Raw genomic sequence first — 17331 nt, forward strand, 5'->3', positions numbered from 1 at the left:
AAGTTATGACAACTAGATAACAATGAAATTAGCAAGAAGTAAGCCAGTTTTATATTTTTAAGGGGATTTATCAATAAAGACAAAAAAGGACCGCAATATGCAGTCCTTCTTTAATTTAAAAAGAGAGAGGGATTATACGCTGTAGTATAGGTCAAACTCTTTAGGATGTGTTGCTTGTGAAACAGCTTCACATTCAGCCGTTTTTAGTTCAATAAATGCATCGATTGCTTCATTTGAGAATACACCACCTTCAATTAAGAAGTCACGGTCAGCATCTAGTGCTGCTAATGCTTCTTCGAAAGAAACCGCTACTTGTGGGATTGCATCTGCTTCTTCTTTTGGTAAGTCGTATAAATCTTTATCTAAAGATTCACCTGGGTGGATCTTGTTTTTAATACCGTCAAGACCCGCCATTAACATCGCAGAGAAACCTAGGTAAGGGTTCATTGTTGGGTCTGGGAAACGTACTTCAATACGTGCTGCACGTGCTGTTGGTACGATTGGAATACGGATAGATGCAGAACGGTTACCCGCAGAGTAAGCTAGCATTACTGGTGCTTCAAAGCCTGGGATCAGACGCTTGTATGAGTTAGTTGATGCGTTAGTAAATGCATTAATTGCTTTAGCGTGCTTGATGATACCGCCAATGTAGTAAAGCGCTAGCTCAGATAGGCCGCCGTAACCGTCACCTGAGAATAAGTTAACACCATCTTTACCTAATGATTGGTGACAGTGGTTACCAGAACCATTATCGCCAACTAATGGCTTAGGCATAAACGTTGCTGTTTGGCCGTAGGCGTGTGCTACGTTATGTACAACGTACTTGTAGATCTGAATCTCATCGGCTTTTTCAACCATAGTGTTAAAGCGACAAGCGATCTCATTTTGACCCGCTGTTGCTACTTCATGGTGGTGTGCTTCAACGACTAAGCCCATTTCTTCCATGATTAAACACATCGCTGAACGTGTATTTTGTGATGAATCAACCGGTGCTACTGGGAAGTAACCACCTTTGATGCCTGGACGGTGGCCTGTGTTACCATCTTCATAAGATGTACCTGAGTTCCATGCTGCTTCTTTAGCATCAATAGAGTAAAACGCGCCTGCAATGCTGTTACCGTATTTCACGTCATCAAATAGGAAAAATTCAGGTTCTGGACCAAATAATACAGTGTCTGCAATACCTGTAGAGCGCATATAAGCTTCTGCACGCTTAGCAACAGAGCGCGGATCACGGTCGTAGCCTTGCATGGTTTTTGGTTCTAATACGTCACAACGTAAGTTCAGTGTTACATCATCTGTAAATGGGTCTAATACAGCTGTTGACGGTACTGGCATTAGTACCATGTCAGAGTCTTGAATGCCTTTCCAGCCTGCGATTGAAGAACCATCGAACATCTTACCTTCTTCGAAGAAGTCTTCAGTTACTTGATGGTGTGGAATCGATACGTGTTGCTCTTTACCATGTGTATCAGTAAAGCGTAAATCAACGAATTTTACATCTTGTTCTTGGATTAAAGATAAAACGTCTTGGATTGTTTGTACAGACATGTTGTAGAACCTCATTTGACATCGGAAATGTGATGAATTGAATGCTTATTTCTTGATAAAGAAATAAGCATTTATTGGATTTCTAAACTTATATATATCATGTTGCCAAAAATATGCCAACTCGCTTGCCCCTATCAAGCCTGACGGTTGGCCCTATCAAAAAGGGTGATTCAGCTCTTTTTTGAACTAATTTGGTGCGATATCGCACTTATTTGGTGCGTTATTGTTTTGGTGTGATATTAACCCTGCTTTATTTCGCTGTTTTAGGCAATTTAGCTAACTGTGACCGACTTAAAACTTTCTATTTTTGAAATTATGTTTACAATGTGCGCACATTTGGCTAGAACACTTCCTGTGCTTTTATAGCCTAATTCTTTTTATACCAATTAAATAAAAATAGACGCGTCTACTTTTATTTAATTGGTATTTTTAATAGTAAGTTATTTTTGAGGCGCATCATGTCGTTAGATAAATTAAGAAATATTGCCATCATTGCTCACGTTGACCATGGTAAAACAACATTGGTTGATAAACTGTTAGAGCAGTCTGGTACATTAGATTCACGCGGTGGTTCTGAAGAACGTGTAATGGACTCTAACGATCTTGAAAAAGAACGTGGTATTACGATCCTTGCAAAAAACACAGCAATCGTATGGAACGATTACCATATTAATATCGTAGATACTCCTGGACATGCTGACTTCGGTGGTGAAGTAGAGCGTATTCTATCTATGGTAGATAGTGTTTGTCTTATTGTTGATGCGGTTGATGGTCCAATGCCACAAACTCGCTTCGTAACACAAAAAGCATTCGCACATGGCCTTAAGCCAATTGTTGTTATTAACAAAATTGACAAACCAGGCGCACGTCCGGAGTGGGTAATGGATCAAGTATTTGATTTATTCGATAACTTAGGTGCAACTGATGACCAATTAGACTTCCAAGTTGTTTATGCTTCTGCATTAAACGGTTGGGCAAGTACTGATATGGACGAGCAAAAAGATGACATGGAAGATTTATTCCAAACTATCGTTGATACTGTTGCTCCACCAGAAGCGGATCGCGAAGGCGATTTCCAAATGCAAATTTCTCAACTTGATTACAACTCTTACGTTGGTGTAATCGGTGTTGGCCGTATTACACGTGGTAACGTTAAAGTTAATCAACAAGTTACTATTGTTGGTGCTGACGGTAAAGAGCGTAAAGGTAAAGTTGGCCAAGTATTAGGTTACTTAGGTCTTGAGCGTCATGATGTTGAAGTAGCAGATGCTGGTGATATCATTGCAATCAGTGGTTTAGGTGAACTTAAAATCTCTGATACGATTTGTGCACAAACTAATGTTGAAGCAATGCCTCCGTTAACGGTTGATGAACCAACGGTAACAATGACATTCCAAGTAAATACTTCTCCATTCTGTGGTAAAGAAGGTAAATACGTTACTTCACGTAATATCTTAGATCGTCTACACAAAGAGCTAGTACATAACGTTGCACTTAAAGTAGAAGAAACTGAAGACCCGGATAAATTTAAAGTATCTGGTCGTGGTGAACTACATTTAGGTATCTTAATCGAGAACATGCGTCGTGAAGGTTACGAATTAGCAGTATCTCGTCCTGAAGTTATTGAAAAGACGATTGACGGCCAATTACATGAGCCAATGGAAACATTGACAATTGACTGTGAAGAAGAGCATCAAGGTTCTATCATGGAACAATTAGGTATCCGTAAAGCGGAACTAACTAATATGATCCCAGATGGTAAAGGACGTGTTCGTTTAGACTTTATGATCCCAAGTCGTGGTTTAATCGGTTTCCAAACTGAGTTTATGACAATCACTTCTGGTTCTGGTCTTTTATACCATAGCTTTGATCACTACGGTCCTCATAAAGGCGGTACTATCGGTCAACGTCAAAATGGTGTATTGATTTCAAACCAAGCAGGTAAAGCGGTTACTTACTCTTTATTCTTCTTACAAGATCGTGGTCGCCTATTCTTAGGTCACGGTACAGAAGTATATGAAGGTCAAATTATCGGTATTCATAACCGTGCAAACGATCTAACAGTAAACTGTGTTAAAGGTAAGCAACTTACTAACGTACGTGCATCAGGAACAGATGAAGCGCAAACGTTATCTCCTGAAATCAAACTAACTCTTGAGCAAGCGTTAGAGTTTATTGATGTTGATGAATTAGTAGAAGTAACACCAGAAAGCATTCGTATCCGTAAGAAACTACTTACAGAGAACGAACGTAAACGTGCTGCTCGTCCAGCTAAAGGTTAAGTCGTTTACATAAACGTTTAACTTGTTAAGATGAGGCCTTACATTGTAAGGCCTTTTTTTTGCTTTCAATTTAATAACTAATCATTTCATGCTCGATCATTCATTGATAATGCTGAGGAGTATTATGTTTCAACTAGACCAGCAAGTATTAATCGGAAAATCAAAAGCGCTGTATGGCTACGGTATTTTTCTCTGGAAACGCAGTAAAGAAGATAATATCAAAGTACCCGCAGGGCACCTCGCTTATGTGACTTTGTTATCGATAGTCCCTTGTCTTGCGGTGGTTTTTTATATGCTTTCCGCTTTTCCCATGTTTTCAGAATTAAATAGCATTATTGAAGACCTGATCTATAACAGCTTTGTACCCACAGCAGGTGATGCAGTTAAAGAGCATATGACTGGCTTTATTGAAAACACCAAACAGATGAGTATGGTCGGGATTGCTTCCTTGGTAGTGATCGCGTTATTACTGATCTCTACTATCGATCAAACCTTGAATCGCATTTGGCGTTGTAATAGAAAACGTTCAACGATCCATGCATTTACTATTTATTGGACTATTTTGAGCTTAGGCCCAATTATTATCGGCGGTAGCATTGCATTAAGCTCTTACCTGTTTTCTATTGTGCAAACCGATGGTTTCTTGTCAGTTGGGCAGCAGTTATTGAGTTTTATGCCTTTTCTTTTCTCATGGTTAGCTTTTGCTGGGGTTTATACCTTAGTACCACATCAGCGTGTCACACTTCGTTGTGCTGTTATTGGCGGTTTTGTGGCGGCATTAATGTTTAATTTAGCTACTGACTTATTCAGCTTATACATTACCAATTTCCCATCTCAACAAATTATTTATGGTGCTTTAGCGGTTATCCCTATTATGTTTGTTTGGATCTACTTTAGTTGGTTAATTGTATTAATAGGCGCAGAAGTGACATCTACCTTAGATGAGTTCTTTTATCCTGATGACATAGAGAATGATGAACTTGAGGAAGTCTCATGATAGCCATGATACAACGAGTTACGAATGCATCTGTAACAGTCGATAATGCGATAGTTGGGCAGATTGATAGTGGGTTATTAGTGTTATTAGGTGTAGAAAAAGGCGATACCGATAGTCAGGCTAAACGTTTAGCGGAGAAAGTCTTAGCGTATCGCATTTTTGCTGATGACAATGACAAGATGAACCTAAATGTAAAACAAGCCAAGGGTGATCTGTTAGTTATCTCTCAATTCACCTTGGTAGCTGACACTAAAAAAGGTAATCGCCCAGGCTTTAGCAATAGCGCTGAACCTGCTGAAGCGAAACGCCTGTATGAGTATTTTAGTGCGCAATGTGAACAACTAGGTTGTCATGTTGAAAATGGGATTTTTGCAGCAGATATGCAAGTCACTTCAACCAATGATGGACCTACTACTTTTTGGTTGCAGGTTTAATTGTTCAAGTTATTTGTTAGTACACTCACCATCACGTATTAATGATAATGCGATGGTGGTGCTAGATTAAAACCAACGTGTGATGGTGGGAGTTGATGAACTGGAATCGGAGTCACCTATAGTCGTATTAGTGATCTGTTCATCAAAGTGGACGCCAGCCCCACCAGTCACATTTAAGTAATCAGTGCGTAATGAGCCATAAATATCCCCACTCGCTGTTACATTCATTGCCGCATTGGGAGCATAAGCGGTTAGAAACATATCTGTTGAACCAGATAAAGTAATGCCATAATCACTATTATCTCCTTCAGAGTCATACCCTGAGTACAGAATAAAGGAGTTGTCACCATCACTATTAACCGCAGACGTTGCGGTATTGCCATCACTGTCTAAAGCATATACGCCACCGTCAGCCGTTGTGGTAAAAGTATCTTCAGTAATAATGGTTAGGGTTGCACCGTCTTCAACATAAATTTTATCCTCTATAGAGGTATTACCGCTCAAATAAATAGTGACATTGTTACCACTTTCGATGGTAATGGTATTACCATTTTGAAAGTTATCTATACTCATCACATAGACTTCAGTGTCTTCACCTAAGAAGTCGATAGTCGCGGTTTCTGTGTCAAAGCTATCTGTGGTACCAGTGCTTTTATTATATGACTCTAATCCTGCATCGGTAAATACATAGTCAGTATAAGGCCAATAGGAAAACGAGTAATCAGTCGGAGTGGTACTGCTTAAGCTACCTACTCCATCCGTTGTATTGGCGAATTCACTCGCTAAATCCAACACATCACAGGGTTCAGTGCCGACTGCGCTGACTTGGTCTGTATCGTAATAGGTTGCATTACTGACGCTGCCATAACTTGGGTAATTTAATTCACCACTGTATGAGATGGGATTATCATAGCTGTTTAGTATGGTGACATCACCATTCGCACTGATGCTATCCATGGTCGTTGATGAGTAGGAATTAGTGACGTTACCTGTTGCTTGAGCATTCCCATCAATTGAACCGGAGCTGCCTAAATCTATATTACCTGATACATGAGCATCACCGGAAATAGATGCCGAGCCTGACATCGTTAAGTCTCCATTAATAGAAACATTTCCATCAATAGGTGAGCTGCCACTCAAATCTAACCCACTTGCATCTTCGTTTAATACAGACACATCACCATTATTCCCCGGGTTACTTGAGTCATAAGCCCCTTCGCTTGAGTCATAACTGTCTATGGTGCCACTACCCCCTAACGTCGCACCATCACAAGTTGTGATAGCGCCAGTAAAAACAGTGTTACCGGAAGAGGATGCTAATGAAAATGAGCCTCGCATGGCATACGTACCGTCGTAATGAAAACCTGAACTATTCACTTCTCTGATATCGCTATCTAACCATGCATCGATATTATGGTGATAGCCGCCTGCGTCATTTTGCGCACTGTTCAATTGAGTCATCATATCGTCTGTTGATAATGTACTGTCAGCACTAAGCATGTTGTACGCTTCTGCAAGGCCATTTTCAGCTTGTAAACGTGCGTTCAGCTCTTTGGAATAATTACCCGCCATACGTTCTTGGTTGAGGTTTTCCTGGATAGTGTCAAACACAATTAAACTGCCAAGAAACGAGATAACTAAGACGGTGATTAATGCAAACCCTTGATGATTTTTGGGCAGATTGAAGGCTCTCTTATTCATGTTTATTTCCTAACCCTATTCATTTAAGCCGAAAATAGCTTGGCGTTGAGCAAACATCATTTGTACTGAATCTGTCTCATCAGTAGGGGTGATTGTCACGGTTAATAAGTTATCTGTGATAGCAAAGGTTAATGTATCAATGTTTGTTCCGATTGCAGTAAACACTTTACTCGCGTCATCTAAACCATCGGTTGTATATTCTGCACACATTAATTCACCGTCAGTAAGGCGATAGCTTTCATAATATTGGCTACTCATATCATTGCCTAAGCAGCTGGTGTAGGTTTCACCTGTATCTAAGTTGTCTAAATTAAAGGTTAAATCTAACTGTTTATAAGTATTACCGTCGCTACCAGTATAAGACTTATCATCCATTTCATCAGCACGATGGATAGCACGAGCAAAAATAGAGTTACTAAAACGTAGCACTTCCTGGGTGTTTTCTAATTGTTGTGAGTAAGTTGAGGTTTCTTTTAAGCTTGAGAATACTGTTGCTATGCCTAATACAATTAATAATGATAAGGCCATTGCAATCATTAATTCAGTTAAGCTAAATCCAGTTTGTTTCATCTTATATAATGGTTGCATTTTATACACCTATGGACAGATATCTGGGAAAACAGCTTGTACTGTGATTTCATCTTCAACATCGGCTAAACGTTGATCACCCCAATCTATGGTAATGGCTAGGGTGCTTGTAATATCAAAGGTGTTGGGATCGAAGCTACGAGTAAAACCATCCGCTAGGGTTAAATCATCGAGTGATTCTGTTCCATCTTTTAATTCACACAGTGAGTTCCAAATTTGCTCTACGGTATTGCTTGCCTCGATACTTGCCAGTGTATATTGGCTACTACTACGTGCATATTGCAGGCTTTTATTTTGTGTATAAGCTAACCCTAATACAGAGAGGCTAGCAATAAGCACTGTAATCAGTAATTCAATCAGGGTGAAACCTTTTAGTTGATTTGGTGAGCGCTGTGTTTTCATTAGCTACAGTCTCCGCTATCACTACTGATTTGAGTTTGCCCGCTGCTATAAATCGCTAAGCAGCGGTATTCGTCCTCCCAGCTAAAAGCGATCTGCTCATTTTCTGCAAACCCAGTTTTTTGTACGGTCAGAGAAACTTCAGTGCTGCTACCTGCAGAAGGGGTAATGCTAACTTGATCTGTGGCTAAGGTAATGGTTTTGATAGTGCTATCTGCACCAGAGACCACATTGCTTAATGTCCAAGTTAAGCGGTTATTGGATGAGGTTAATGTCACTTCTTCGTTGCGTTTTAAGGCTTCTGAGCGAGTTAATTGGTAGATACTTTGCACTTGGTTAACCGCAACGGCAATACTGTTATCACGAATTAATGCAGTCCAACTTGGAATAGCAATAATCGATAAAATAATAACAATCGCCACTGTTATCATCAGCTCAACTAATGTGAATCCTTGCTGCTTTACCGGTATCATTTCCAGCACCCTGATGTTGTTGGTGTCTTATTACCAAGGTAATCAAATGTTAACGTTGCACAACTATCTCCGGATTGGCTGCTAGTCGAAACAGGTACCGCGGAAATGGTATATTGGTCATCTTCTAAGGTGCTAAAGCTTACGGTATAGTAGCTGTTGGTATAATCCTCGGCAGTGGCACTGCTACCTGTGTAATTACCATTACGAGAATAATAACGCTCTAATTGCTGACTCAATTCAATCATGGATTGTTGAATATCGTAGCGATAACTTTTTTGCACGGCCGTCAAATAAGAAGCAAAGCCAATCTGCGCCAAAATGGCCACAATGGCAATTACAATAAGCAACTCAATTAAGGTAAAACCTTTTTGTTTTGTCGCTAGCTTAGTGGTCTTGGTTTTATTCCAAAGCCTAGTCGTAAAAAATATCATTATCTATTGATGCCATGGGTTGGTGAGGTTGAATTATCGAGTCTATTGATATGATTCGAACGTGCATATTCGTATGACAAATAATAAACAGTTAAATGCTAACTAACAAGTATTAGGTAGTGCTTATTTTGTGTACAGGAGTTTATTCATTTAAAACCCGTATTCACTGGGAGGAGGCTTTTATTTTTCTTTTACTTGTTGCATAGTCCCTTGTCTGAACCAAGTACGCCCATAATATAATTAAAAGAGCTCATTAAATGCTGCCAAGTAAGCCTATTTATCTATTATTTTATTGCCTGTGTTTAAGTTTTTCTACTTCTGCTGTTGTTTATGCAGCCGCTGAACCTTCATCAGAGTCCACTATGAAAAATATTGAAGTCATTAATAATTCGATTACCCAAAGCCCTAATGATAAACGTCAATATCAGGTGATTCGTTTAGCGAATCAATTAGAGGTGTTATTGATTTCAGATCCGGATTTAAAAAACAGTGCGGCTTCTTTATCAGTACCTATTGGCAGTATGCATAATCCAGACTCTCAGCTTGGTTTAGCGCATTATTTGGAGCATATGTTGTTTTTAGGCTCTAAACGTTACCCTGTGATCAATGAATACAGTAAATTCATGAGTCAAAATGGCGGGTATACCAATGCTTATACCGCGCAGGATGCAACTGTGTATGGATTTGAGGTTAATGACAGTGCCTTTTCGGAAGCCTTGGACAGACTAGGTGACGTAATGAGTGAGCCATTATTAGATGAAAAGTATGCCGAAAAAGAGCGCCATACAGTCAATGCAGAAAATGAAACCTATGTAGATAACGACATGCGTAAGCTGTATGCATTGCAACGTTATTCGTTAAATCCTGAGCATCCAATGGCTCGTTTTAGCACAGGTAATTTAGAAACTTTAGTTGATAAACCTAATAGTAACTTACAACAAGAGCTGACTGCCTTTTTCAAAGCGCATTACTCTGCTAATAACATGAAAGTTGCTTTGATTAGCCCTCGTTCAATACAAGAGTTGCAAAAAGCTGCCGCTAAGTACCTAACGCAAATTCCTAATAATAATGTCGCTACGCCAGTGATCATGACGCCTTTATTAACTGATAAACAGTTGGCGTTAGAAGTGCAAATGAAACCTACGGTTGAGCTAAAATTATTACAAGTTAACTTTTTAGTGCCGAGCGTGAAAGAGGATTATATGTACCAGCCAGGTGGTTATATTAGCCGCTTGTTAGGCTCTGATCATAAAGGTGGTTTGTCTGATTATCTGCAAAAACAAGGGTTAGCAGAATCTGTATCGGCAGGGTTTTATGGTGCGCAGAGTGAGCAATATTCACAGTTTAGCATGACCTTTAAGCTAACCAATAAAGGCTTAACTAAACAAGATACGGTATTAGCGAGTTTGTTTGCTTATATTGAACTGATTAAAAACAAAGGGATTAATCAATTACAGTATTCAGAGCAGAAAAAAAGCTTAGATAATTATTTCCAATTTTTACCTAAACAATCAAGCTTTCAGTACGTTATGTCACTCTCTGCCAATATGCAGAAATACCCATTACAAGACCTACTTTCCTATTCATTTCGTTTAGATGGGTTTAAGCCTAAGTTAATCGCAGCGCTAACTGACTACTTAACACCTGAAAATAGCCGTGTTTTTTTAGTGTCGCCTAATGCTGTTGTTAAAAAAGATATTCCTTTTTATAAAGGTAAATATTCACAGAATAAAATCAGTGCTAGTCGACTAAAGCAGTGGTTAGCAGTGGCAAAGACTATCGAACCTGACATGACACTACCTGTTCGTAACGAATGGTTACCTGAGGACCTATCCCTAGTAAAAGAGAAAACTAAAAAAGCGATACCTTTAGTCAAAGAGTCTGGTTTGTCGGTATGGGTTAAACAGAGTGATTTACAGCAACCTAAGGGCAGTTATCGACTACAGCTTAACAATGATTTAAATGATCAAAGCGCTGCAGCCCGTATAAAAATTAACTTGTTATTGGATATTGCACAAAAACAGTTATCGGAGTTGAGCTTTGTTACTCAAGAAGCAGGATTAGGTTTTTCTATTAGCAGTAATGATGGGTTAATGATTAGCACTAGTGGTTACAGTGATAAACAGGGCAATCTATTATTAACGCTATTAAGCTACTTTGAAAGCATGGATATTGATCAACAGTCGCTCTCTTTAGCAAAACAGGAGTTGGTACGTCGCTTAAACAATCAATCAAAAATGAAAGCGATGGACTTAGGTTTAGATGGGTTTAGAAAGGTAGTACGTTTGCCATCTTTTTCAAATGAAAGTTTGTTAGCTGCAGTTGACTCGGTGACCAGTGATGACCTTAAACAACTTGTTAAACAGATATTCGCACAGTCTAGTGTGAGATTATTAGCATTGGGTAATTTTTCTACCGTGGATGTGTCGCAATTAACTGCGCAATTAAAAGTGAAAATTAAGATTCAGCCTAAGGCTTTTTATAAGAGTGAGCGTTTACAGGCGATGCCTGAACAAGGTGCATTAAACTTTGTACGTCAATCGGAGTTGGAAGATGATGCCTTAGCCAGTGTTTATTTAGCCGCCGATCAAGACCCGAGTTCATCCGCTAAAGCCGAGTTGTTAAATAAGTTATTAAAACCTGCTTTTTATGATCAAATTCGTACTCAAGAACAGTTAACTTATTCTCCTTTTAGTGCCAGTTTCGAAGTGGGTAAAAGCGTTGGGTTTGGTTTGTTTACACAAAGTCCAACCATTGGTAGTGCAGCCCTATATGAACGTTTCCAAGCATTTTTAGAAAGCTTTAAGGGGGTATTAAACAATACATCTGAAAGCGATTTTGAAGAGATAAAAAAAGCACATATTGCTAATTATTTAGCCAAACCAAGTAATTTAAGCACAGAGTTTTCTTACCTAATTGGTGAGTGGATGAATAACAAAGAAAAAATAGATACTAAACAACAGCATATAGAGTTATTGCAGTCTGTTAGTTTAAAACAAGTACAGGCATATTATAATCATCTATTTTTTGATAAAAGTGCCGCGCAACAAATCATTGTCCAGGTCAAAGGTAAAAAATTCAGCGGGGAAGCCCCTCTATCACTAACGCCTGAGATCCCTATTTCAAGCGTTGATCAATTAGATATTGCAGCAAAGTAAATTTTACTTTTCATTGAGAATATGTGAACTTTTATAAGTGACAAGGCTCACACTTAATGTACGGTAAGAAACTTACTGACACTTCATTAATAATGACCTATTCAAGCCCTTAGGCGAAAACCTATAAGGGCTTTTGTTTATGGTGAGTATTGAAATATATGAAGTATTATCCGAAGCAAGCGCAATGTGTTGTTGGTGAGGAGCGCGATCACATCAACCTATTGAATGTACTGCTAACGGGCACTAATTACATGAAATTAAGTTACTTTTACTCAGGTAAAAGTTGATCTATTAATGGCTGTAATGGGTATAAGTACAGGGTAAATTTATAACAATAAAAACTAAAGGACGAACAGTATGAAAAAAATACTACTTACAACGGCGATTGCATTTGCATTACCATTAAATGTTTATGCAGCGGATGAAAAAAGCGAGTTTGTTGAAGGTGACGCAACGGTTGCAGGTGAAGCCGAGTTAGGGGCAACAGTAACAACAGGTAACACTGATACTTCTTCATTTAAAGCGGCTTTAGAAATAAAGCAAGAGCTGTCTGATTGGGAAAATACTTACTCTTTTGATGGTACCTACAAAAAAGATGAAGATGAAGTAACAGCAAAACGTTATTACTTCGAAGTACAAGGTGACTATCAAATTAATGATACCAGCTATGCTTTTGCAAATACTAACTATGAGATTGACCCGTTCTCAGGTTATGACTACTCATCAAGTACATCTGCTGGTTATGGTTACCGTTTCATTGATTCAAAAGATATGTCTTTAACGGGTGAAATTGGCCCTGGTTATGTTTACCAAAAATATGATGATGATTCAGCGGAAACTGAAGGTGAAGATTACGATGCAAGTGCAGTCGCCCATATCGTTGTTGATTTTGAAACTAAAATTGGTGATTCTGCAAAATTCCAACAAAAGTTTGTTGCCGATTGGGGTAGTAAGTTCGATGGCCGTTCTGAAACATCAATCTCAGCTAATCTAGTGGGCTCATTAGCAATGAAATTCGCGGTTGTAGTGCGTTATGATAACAAGCCACTTGAAGACGTGAAAAGTACTGATACAGAAACAACGATGACCTTATTATATGGTTTTTAATGCGTAGCATTTAATCACAACACCATTAAATAGCCTTATTATCATCTAAAAATAAGGCTATTATTTTTTCTCAGAGCCTACCTTTTCTTTTTGATAACTCGTAATTAACTGATTTTTATCACAAAATGGCTCAAAATGATGTTGTTAATGTTAATTTGATCACATTATCCCTGTTGAGCTTTGTTTTTATTTTTTAATTCTTATGTTAGTCATCTGCATTTGTTAGAATCTTTTGCTATTACTTAAAAGGTTGATTTTAATGCGGCGTTATGTGCCTTCCCTCCCACTGATATTTATTCATACTGTGCTTCTGGCACTGATTTTCGCTCATCCTGTTTTTGCCCAGCAAGAAAACCTCAACGTAGAATTTACTGATCAAGAAAAGCTGTACATTAAACAGCATCCGGTTATTAAAGTTCACACGTCGGATTCTTGGTACCCTTTTAATTATATTGAGAATGGCGAAGTCTCTGGTTACAACAATGATTTAATGCGCTTAGTCGCTGATAAAGTAGGGTTAAAAATTGATTTTGTTGTCGGCTATGAGTGGGCTGAAATTCTAAAAAAAATGAAGAATAGAGAGATAGATGTTATCTCTAATATGAAAATAACCCCAGAAAGACAAAAATTTACCACCTTTACCCATTATCAAACATTGAGCTCTGTAGATGGTTTATTAACTAGGGCTGGAGAGGTCTACTTAAATGATCTTAGTGATATAGAATCAATTGCAGTGATCAAAGGGTTCTTTTATGAGGAGTTAATCTCTAAATATTACCCTGATATTCGTTTAGTGCTTACCGATACCACGGAACAATCCATTCAATTATTAGTTGAAGGTAAGGTTAATGGAGTATTAGATGCCTATGATGCCATTAATTATTATGTAGAACGTTCTTTATTACAAAACTTAGTCAATACAGCCTTAATCGACCATAAAGTTTTTCATTATTTACCTAAGTTTATGGGAGTTCAGAAAGGTAATTTAGTACTGCGTGACATTCTTGATAAGGGATTATTATCTTTAAATAAACAAGACTTAGATAATTTACATCAGAAATGGAGGTCTCAAATTAGTTTTGCCAAGTCCTCCTACGCGGCGAATTACCAAGAGAGATTGCCAATTTTATCCACGCTTCAGCAAGATTATTTAGATCGACATGGTGCGTTGATTATGTGTGTTGATCCTGATTGGTTGCCAATAGAAGCGATTCGTAATGGTAAACATATTGGTATTTCTGCTGAGTTTGTTCGTTTATTTGCACAGCGCATTAGTAGTCCGATTGAATTATTAGCAACCTCTACATGGGGTGAAACTTTACAAGCTTTAAAGGAAGGACGTTGTGATTTTACACCGACCATCAAAAACACCCCTAATCGCCGTGAATATCTTTCTTTTACCCCGGACTATGTCACTTTTCCATTAGCATTAATTACTGAAGAAGATAATCATCCATATAAGCTACAACAGGTACTGCATAAACCACTTGGCATGTTAAAAGGCGGCTCTTATCGAGAGTTATTAAGTCAACAGTACCCTGATACCGATTTCCATGAATACCGTACCTTGAAAGAGGGGTTAGATGCGGTTAGTGACGGAGATATATATGGCTTTATTGATGTGCTACCTGTGATGGTGAATCAGATTCAGCATGGTTATCCTAATTTAAAAATTGTCGACCAATTTAGGAGTGATTATTCATTTGCGTTAGCCGTTGAAAAAGGCAACCTTCCTTTACTCAGTATTTTTAATAAAGTGATTGAGTCGATTAGTTTGCAGAAGAAGCAAGAAATTTTAAATAAATGGCTACCCGCATTATATGAGAGAAAAACCAGCGTGCAGGGGTATTTAATCGCTCTGATTGCAATGTTTGTTACGCTTTTCTTATTATTGTTGTTATTACTCTCCTATAAAAGCAAGCATCGACAGTTACAAGAAAAAAATAGACACCTTGAACGGTTAGCCATGCGTGATTATTTAACCGGCTTACCAAATCAAGCTTACTTTAATGAATTATTCAAAAAAGAGTGGGTGAGAAGCAGGCGTTCTGGTGAGAAGATCTCTTTATTAATCATTGATATTGATAATACAAAACAGATTAATCAACGTTATGGCCGTGAGTCTGGTGACCAGTGTTTGATAGAGTTATCTCGTCGTTTAAACAATATTATACAACGCCCAGCGGATCTTTTAGCACGTCTCGAAGAAGACACCTTTGTTGTGTTACTACCAGATACCAATGAAGAGGGAATTAAAGCGTTAACCGCTGAGATATTCTACATGCTCAATGGCAGTATTTTTTCTTTTCAAGATGAGCAAGATCCTGAGCCTATTACCGTTAGTATTGGCGCGGCGTGTATGGACTCAGCTGGGAACTACCTTGAAGAGGAATTAAGTCGCCGTGCAAAGCAAGCCTTATATCAAGCGCAGGATAAAGGGACTGGTCAACTGGTGATTTATAAAAGCAGTCACCACTACTATGAAACTTGATCCCAGAAACATAAACTCAGAAACCTGAGTCATGAAACATCTCCTAAGTAACATAATCGCGTGTTGGTAAACTGTTGTTAGGTCAGTGACGGTTTATCATTACCTGATTGGCCTTCTCTTTTATAGGGTTTTGCACCTGATGAGATAATCGGTATAATCGGCGCTTATTTGCTCATAAGGCCCGCTTTTTATGCGCCCTAGTCACCGTTCTCCCGAACAACATCGCGATATTACCATTACCCGGCACTATACCGACTATGCAGAAGGCTCTGTATTAATTGAATTAGGCAAAACAAAAGTACTTTGTAATGCGAGTATTACTGAGTCTGTGCCACGTTTTTTAAGAGGTAAAGGCAAAGGTTGGGTAACCGCCGAATATGCAATGCTGCCACGTGCCACTCATACCCGTAATCAACGTGAGGTGATAAAAGGCAAACAAGATGGTCGTACCTTAGAAATTCAGCGTTTAATTGCTCGCTCGTTACGTGCCGCTGTGAATCTTAAAGCCTTAGGTGAACACACCATTACTGTGGATTGTGATGTCATTCAAGCCGATGGCGGTACACGCACTGCGGCCATTACAGGTGCTTGTGTTGCACTGGCCGATGCGTTGAATTGGATGGTTGCTCAAGGGAAGTTGAAGAAAAGCCCGTTAAAGCAGATGATTGCTGCTATTTCTGTAGGGCTCTATCAAGACACTGCAATTTGTGACTTAGACTATGCAGAAGATGCTAAAGCACAAACAGATATGAATATTGTGATGACAGAGCAAGGCGGTATGATTGAAATTCAAGGAACGGCTGAGCAAGGCGAGTTTAGTCACCCACAATTACTAGCGATGTTAGCGTTAGCCAATAATAGTATTACCCAGTTAATTATCGAACAGAAAAAAGCATTGGAGATGGAGTAAAAATGAAAGCTTATCAAAAAGAGTTTATTGAGTTTGCAATTGAAAAACAAGTGTTGAAGTTTGGCGAATTCACCCTGAAATCGGGACGTATTAGTCCTTATTTCTTTAATGCCGGTCTGTTTAATACTGGGCGTGATTTAGCACGTCTGGGTCGTTTTTATGCAGCTGCGTTGCAGGATGCAGCTATTGATTACGATCTATTGTTTGGTCCTGCGTATAAAGGTATTCCAATCGCAACAACGACTGCAGTGGCTTTATCTAATGATTATGATCTAGATGTACCTTATTGTTTCAATCGTAAAGAAGCAAAAACACACGGCGAGGGAGGAAGCTTAGTTGGCTCGGACCTAGTAGGTAAAATCATGCTAGTGGATGATGTGATCACTGCGGGCACAGCGATTCGTGAGTCAATGGATATTATCAATGCACATAAAGCAGAGCTTGCGGGTGTGTTAATAGCCTTAGACCGCCAAGAAAAAGGTAAAGCAGAGTTATCAGCTATTCAAGAAGTGGAGCGAGATTACGATGCTAAGGTGATTTCAATTGTTAAATTGGCAGATGTAGTGACCTACCTTGAAACACTACCAGAGATGCAACAGCACCTTGAGTCAGTGAAAGCTTACCGCGCTCAATACGGTATTTAAATGGTTGGTCTTATACCAATCATAGTAAGTAACTGATCTATTTTACTTGTTAAAACAACTTATTTTTTCGTTGTAAGTTTCGTATAGGGAACAACCATTTACATCAACTTACGCCTCAAACTAAGCCATTTTTCCGGCGCAAAATTTAGATCAGTTATTTAATAC

The 17331-nt window shown here is 38.8% G+C and carries 14 protein-coding genes; 8 read left to right on the forward strand and 6 right to left on the reverse strand.

The window, feature by feature from the left end:
- Positions 1–132 precede the first annotated feature (132 nt).
- Positions 133–1551 carry a glutamate--ammonia ligase gene (gene glnA / locus DS885_RS12235; protein WP_113819704.1) on the reverse strand — a complete coding sequence of 473 codons (1419 nt, stop codon included), beginning with the start codon at positions 1549–1551 and terminating at the stop codon, positions 133–135.
- 458 nt (positions 1552–2009) lie between these two features.
- Here glnA and typA point away from each other — a divergent pair, with 458 nt between their 5' ends.
- The 3 genes from typA (at position 2010) to dtd (ending at position 5264) form a co-directional block, all read left to right on the forward strand.
- On the forward strand, positions 2010–3833 hold the full coding sequence (gene typA / locus DS885_RS12240; protein ID WP_113819705.1) for a translational GTPase TypA: 1824 nt from the start codon (positions 2010–2012) through the stop codon (positions 3831–3833).
- A 124-nt stretch (positions 3834–3957) separates the two neighbouring features.
- Positions 3958–4830 (forward strand): virulence factor BrkB family protein, encoded by an 873-nt coding sequence (locus DS885_RS12245; protein WP_113819706.1) that lies wholly within the window; start codon positions 3958–3960, stop codon positions 4828–4830.
- Positions 4827–5264, forward strand: a complete 438-nt coding sequence (gene dtd, locus DS885_RS12250) for a D-aminoacyl-tRNA deacylase (protein ID WP_113819707.1) — start codon at positions 4827–4829, stop codon at positions 5262–5264. Before DS885_RS12245 ends, dtd begins: the two co-directional genes overlap by 4 nt.
- Positions 5265–5330: 66 nt before the next feature.
- Here dtd and DS885_RS12255 read toward each other — a convergent pair whose 3' ends face one another.
- Genes DS885_RS12255 through DS885_RS12275 form a run of 5 tightly spaced genes read right to left on the reverse strand, consistent with a single transcriptional unit; the run spans position 5331 to position 8856 of the window.
- A complete protein-coding gene (locus tag DS885_RS12255; RefSeq protein WP_113819708.1) occupies positions 5331–6965 on the reverse strand; it encodes a pilus assembly PilX N-terminal domain-containing protein in 1635 nt (544 codons plus the stop codon).
- A 15-nt stretch (positions 6966–6980) separates the two neighbouring features.
- Positions 6981–7553 (reverse strand): PilW family protein, encoded by a 573-nt coding sequence (locus tag DS885_RS12260; RefSeq protein WP_113819709.1) that lies wholly within the window; start codon positions 7551–7553, stop codon positions 6981–6983.
- A gap of 9 nt (positions 7554–7562) precedes the next feature.
- Positions 7563–7955, reverse strand: a complete 393-nt coding sequence (locus DS885_RS12265; protein WP_113819710.1) for a type IV pilus modification PilV family protein — start codon at positions 7953–7955, stop codon at positions 7563–7565.
- The gene (locus DS885_RS12270; protein WP_113819711.1) at positions 7955–8425 is read right to left on the reverse strand and encodes a GspH/FimT family pseudopilin; all 471 of its coding nucleotides are present in this window, start codon (positions 8423–8425) and stop codon (positions 7955–7957) included. Before DS885_RS12270 ends, DS885_RS12265 begins: the two co-directional genes overlap by 1 nt.
- Positions 8422–8856, reverse strand: a complete 435-nt coding sequence (locus DS885_RS12275) for a type IV pilin protein (RefSeq protein WP_113819712.1) — start codon at positions 8854–8856, stop codon at positions 8422–8424. The genes DS885_RS12270 and DS885_RS12275 overlap by 4 nt, the downstream gene beginning before the upstream one ends.
- A gap of 257 nt (positions 8857–9113) precedes the next feature.
- On the opposite strand from DS885_RS12275, the gene DS885_RS12280 reads away from it, so the two are divergent.
- The 5 genes from DS885_RS12280 (at position 9114) to pyrE (ending at position 17166) form a co-directional block, all read left to right on the forward strand.
- Positions 9114–12014 carry an insulinase family protein gene (locus tag DS885_RS12280; RefSeq protein WP_113819713.1) on the forward strand — a complete coding sequence of 967 codons (2901 nt, stop codon included), beginning with the start codon at positions 9114–9116 and terminating at the stop codon, positions 12012–12014.
- A gap of 357 nt (positions 12015–12371) precedes the next feature.
- Positions 12372–13121 carry a DUF481 domain-containing protein gene (locus DS885_RS12285; protein ID WP_113819714.1) on the forward strand — a complete coding sequence of 250 codons (750 nt, stop codon included), beginning with the start codon at positions 12372–12374 and terminating at the stop codon, positions 13119–13121.
- Positions 13122–13380: 259 nt separating this feature from the next.
- Entirely contained in the window at positions 13381–15612 is a 2232-nt protein-coding gene (locus DS885_RS12290; protein WP_113819715.1) for a transporter substrate-binding domain-containing diguanylate cyclase, read from the forward strand.
- Between the two features lie 190 nt (positions 15613–15802).
- Positions 15803–16522: a ribonuclease PH gene (rph, locus tag DS885_RS12295; protein WP_113819716.1), complete on the forward strand. Its 720-nt coding sequence runs from the start codon at positions 15803–15805 to the stop codon at positions 16520–16522.
- 2 nt (positions 16523–16524) lie between these two features.
- Entirely contained in the window at positions 16525–17166 is a 642-nt protein-coding gene (pyrE, locus tag DS885_RS12300; RefSeq protein ID WP_113819717.1) for an orotate phosphoribosyltransferase, read from the forward strand.
- The last annotated feature ends 165 nt before the right edge of the window (positions 17167–17331 follow it).

Origin of the sequence: Psychromonas sp. B3M02 (assembly GCF_003318165.1) — a bacterium.
GTDB lineage: Bacteria > Pseudomonadota > Gammaproteobacteria > Enterobacterales > Psychromonadaceae > Psychromonas.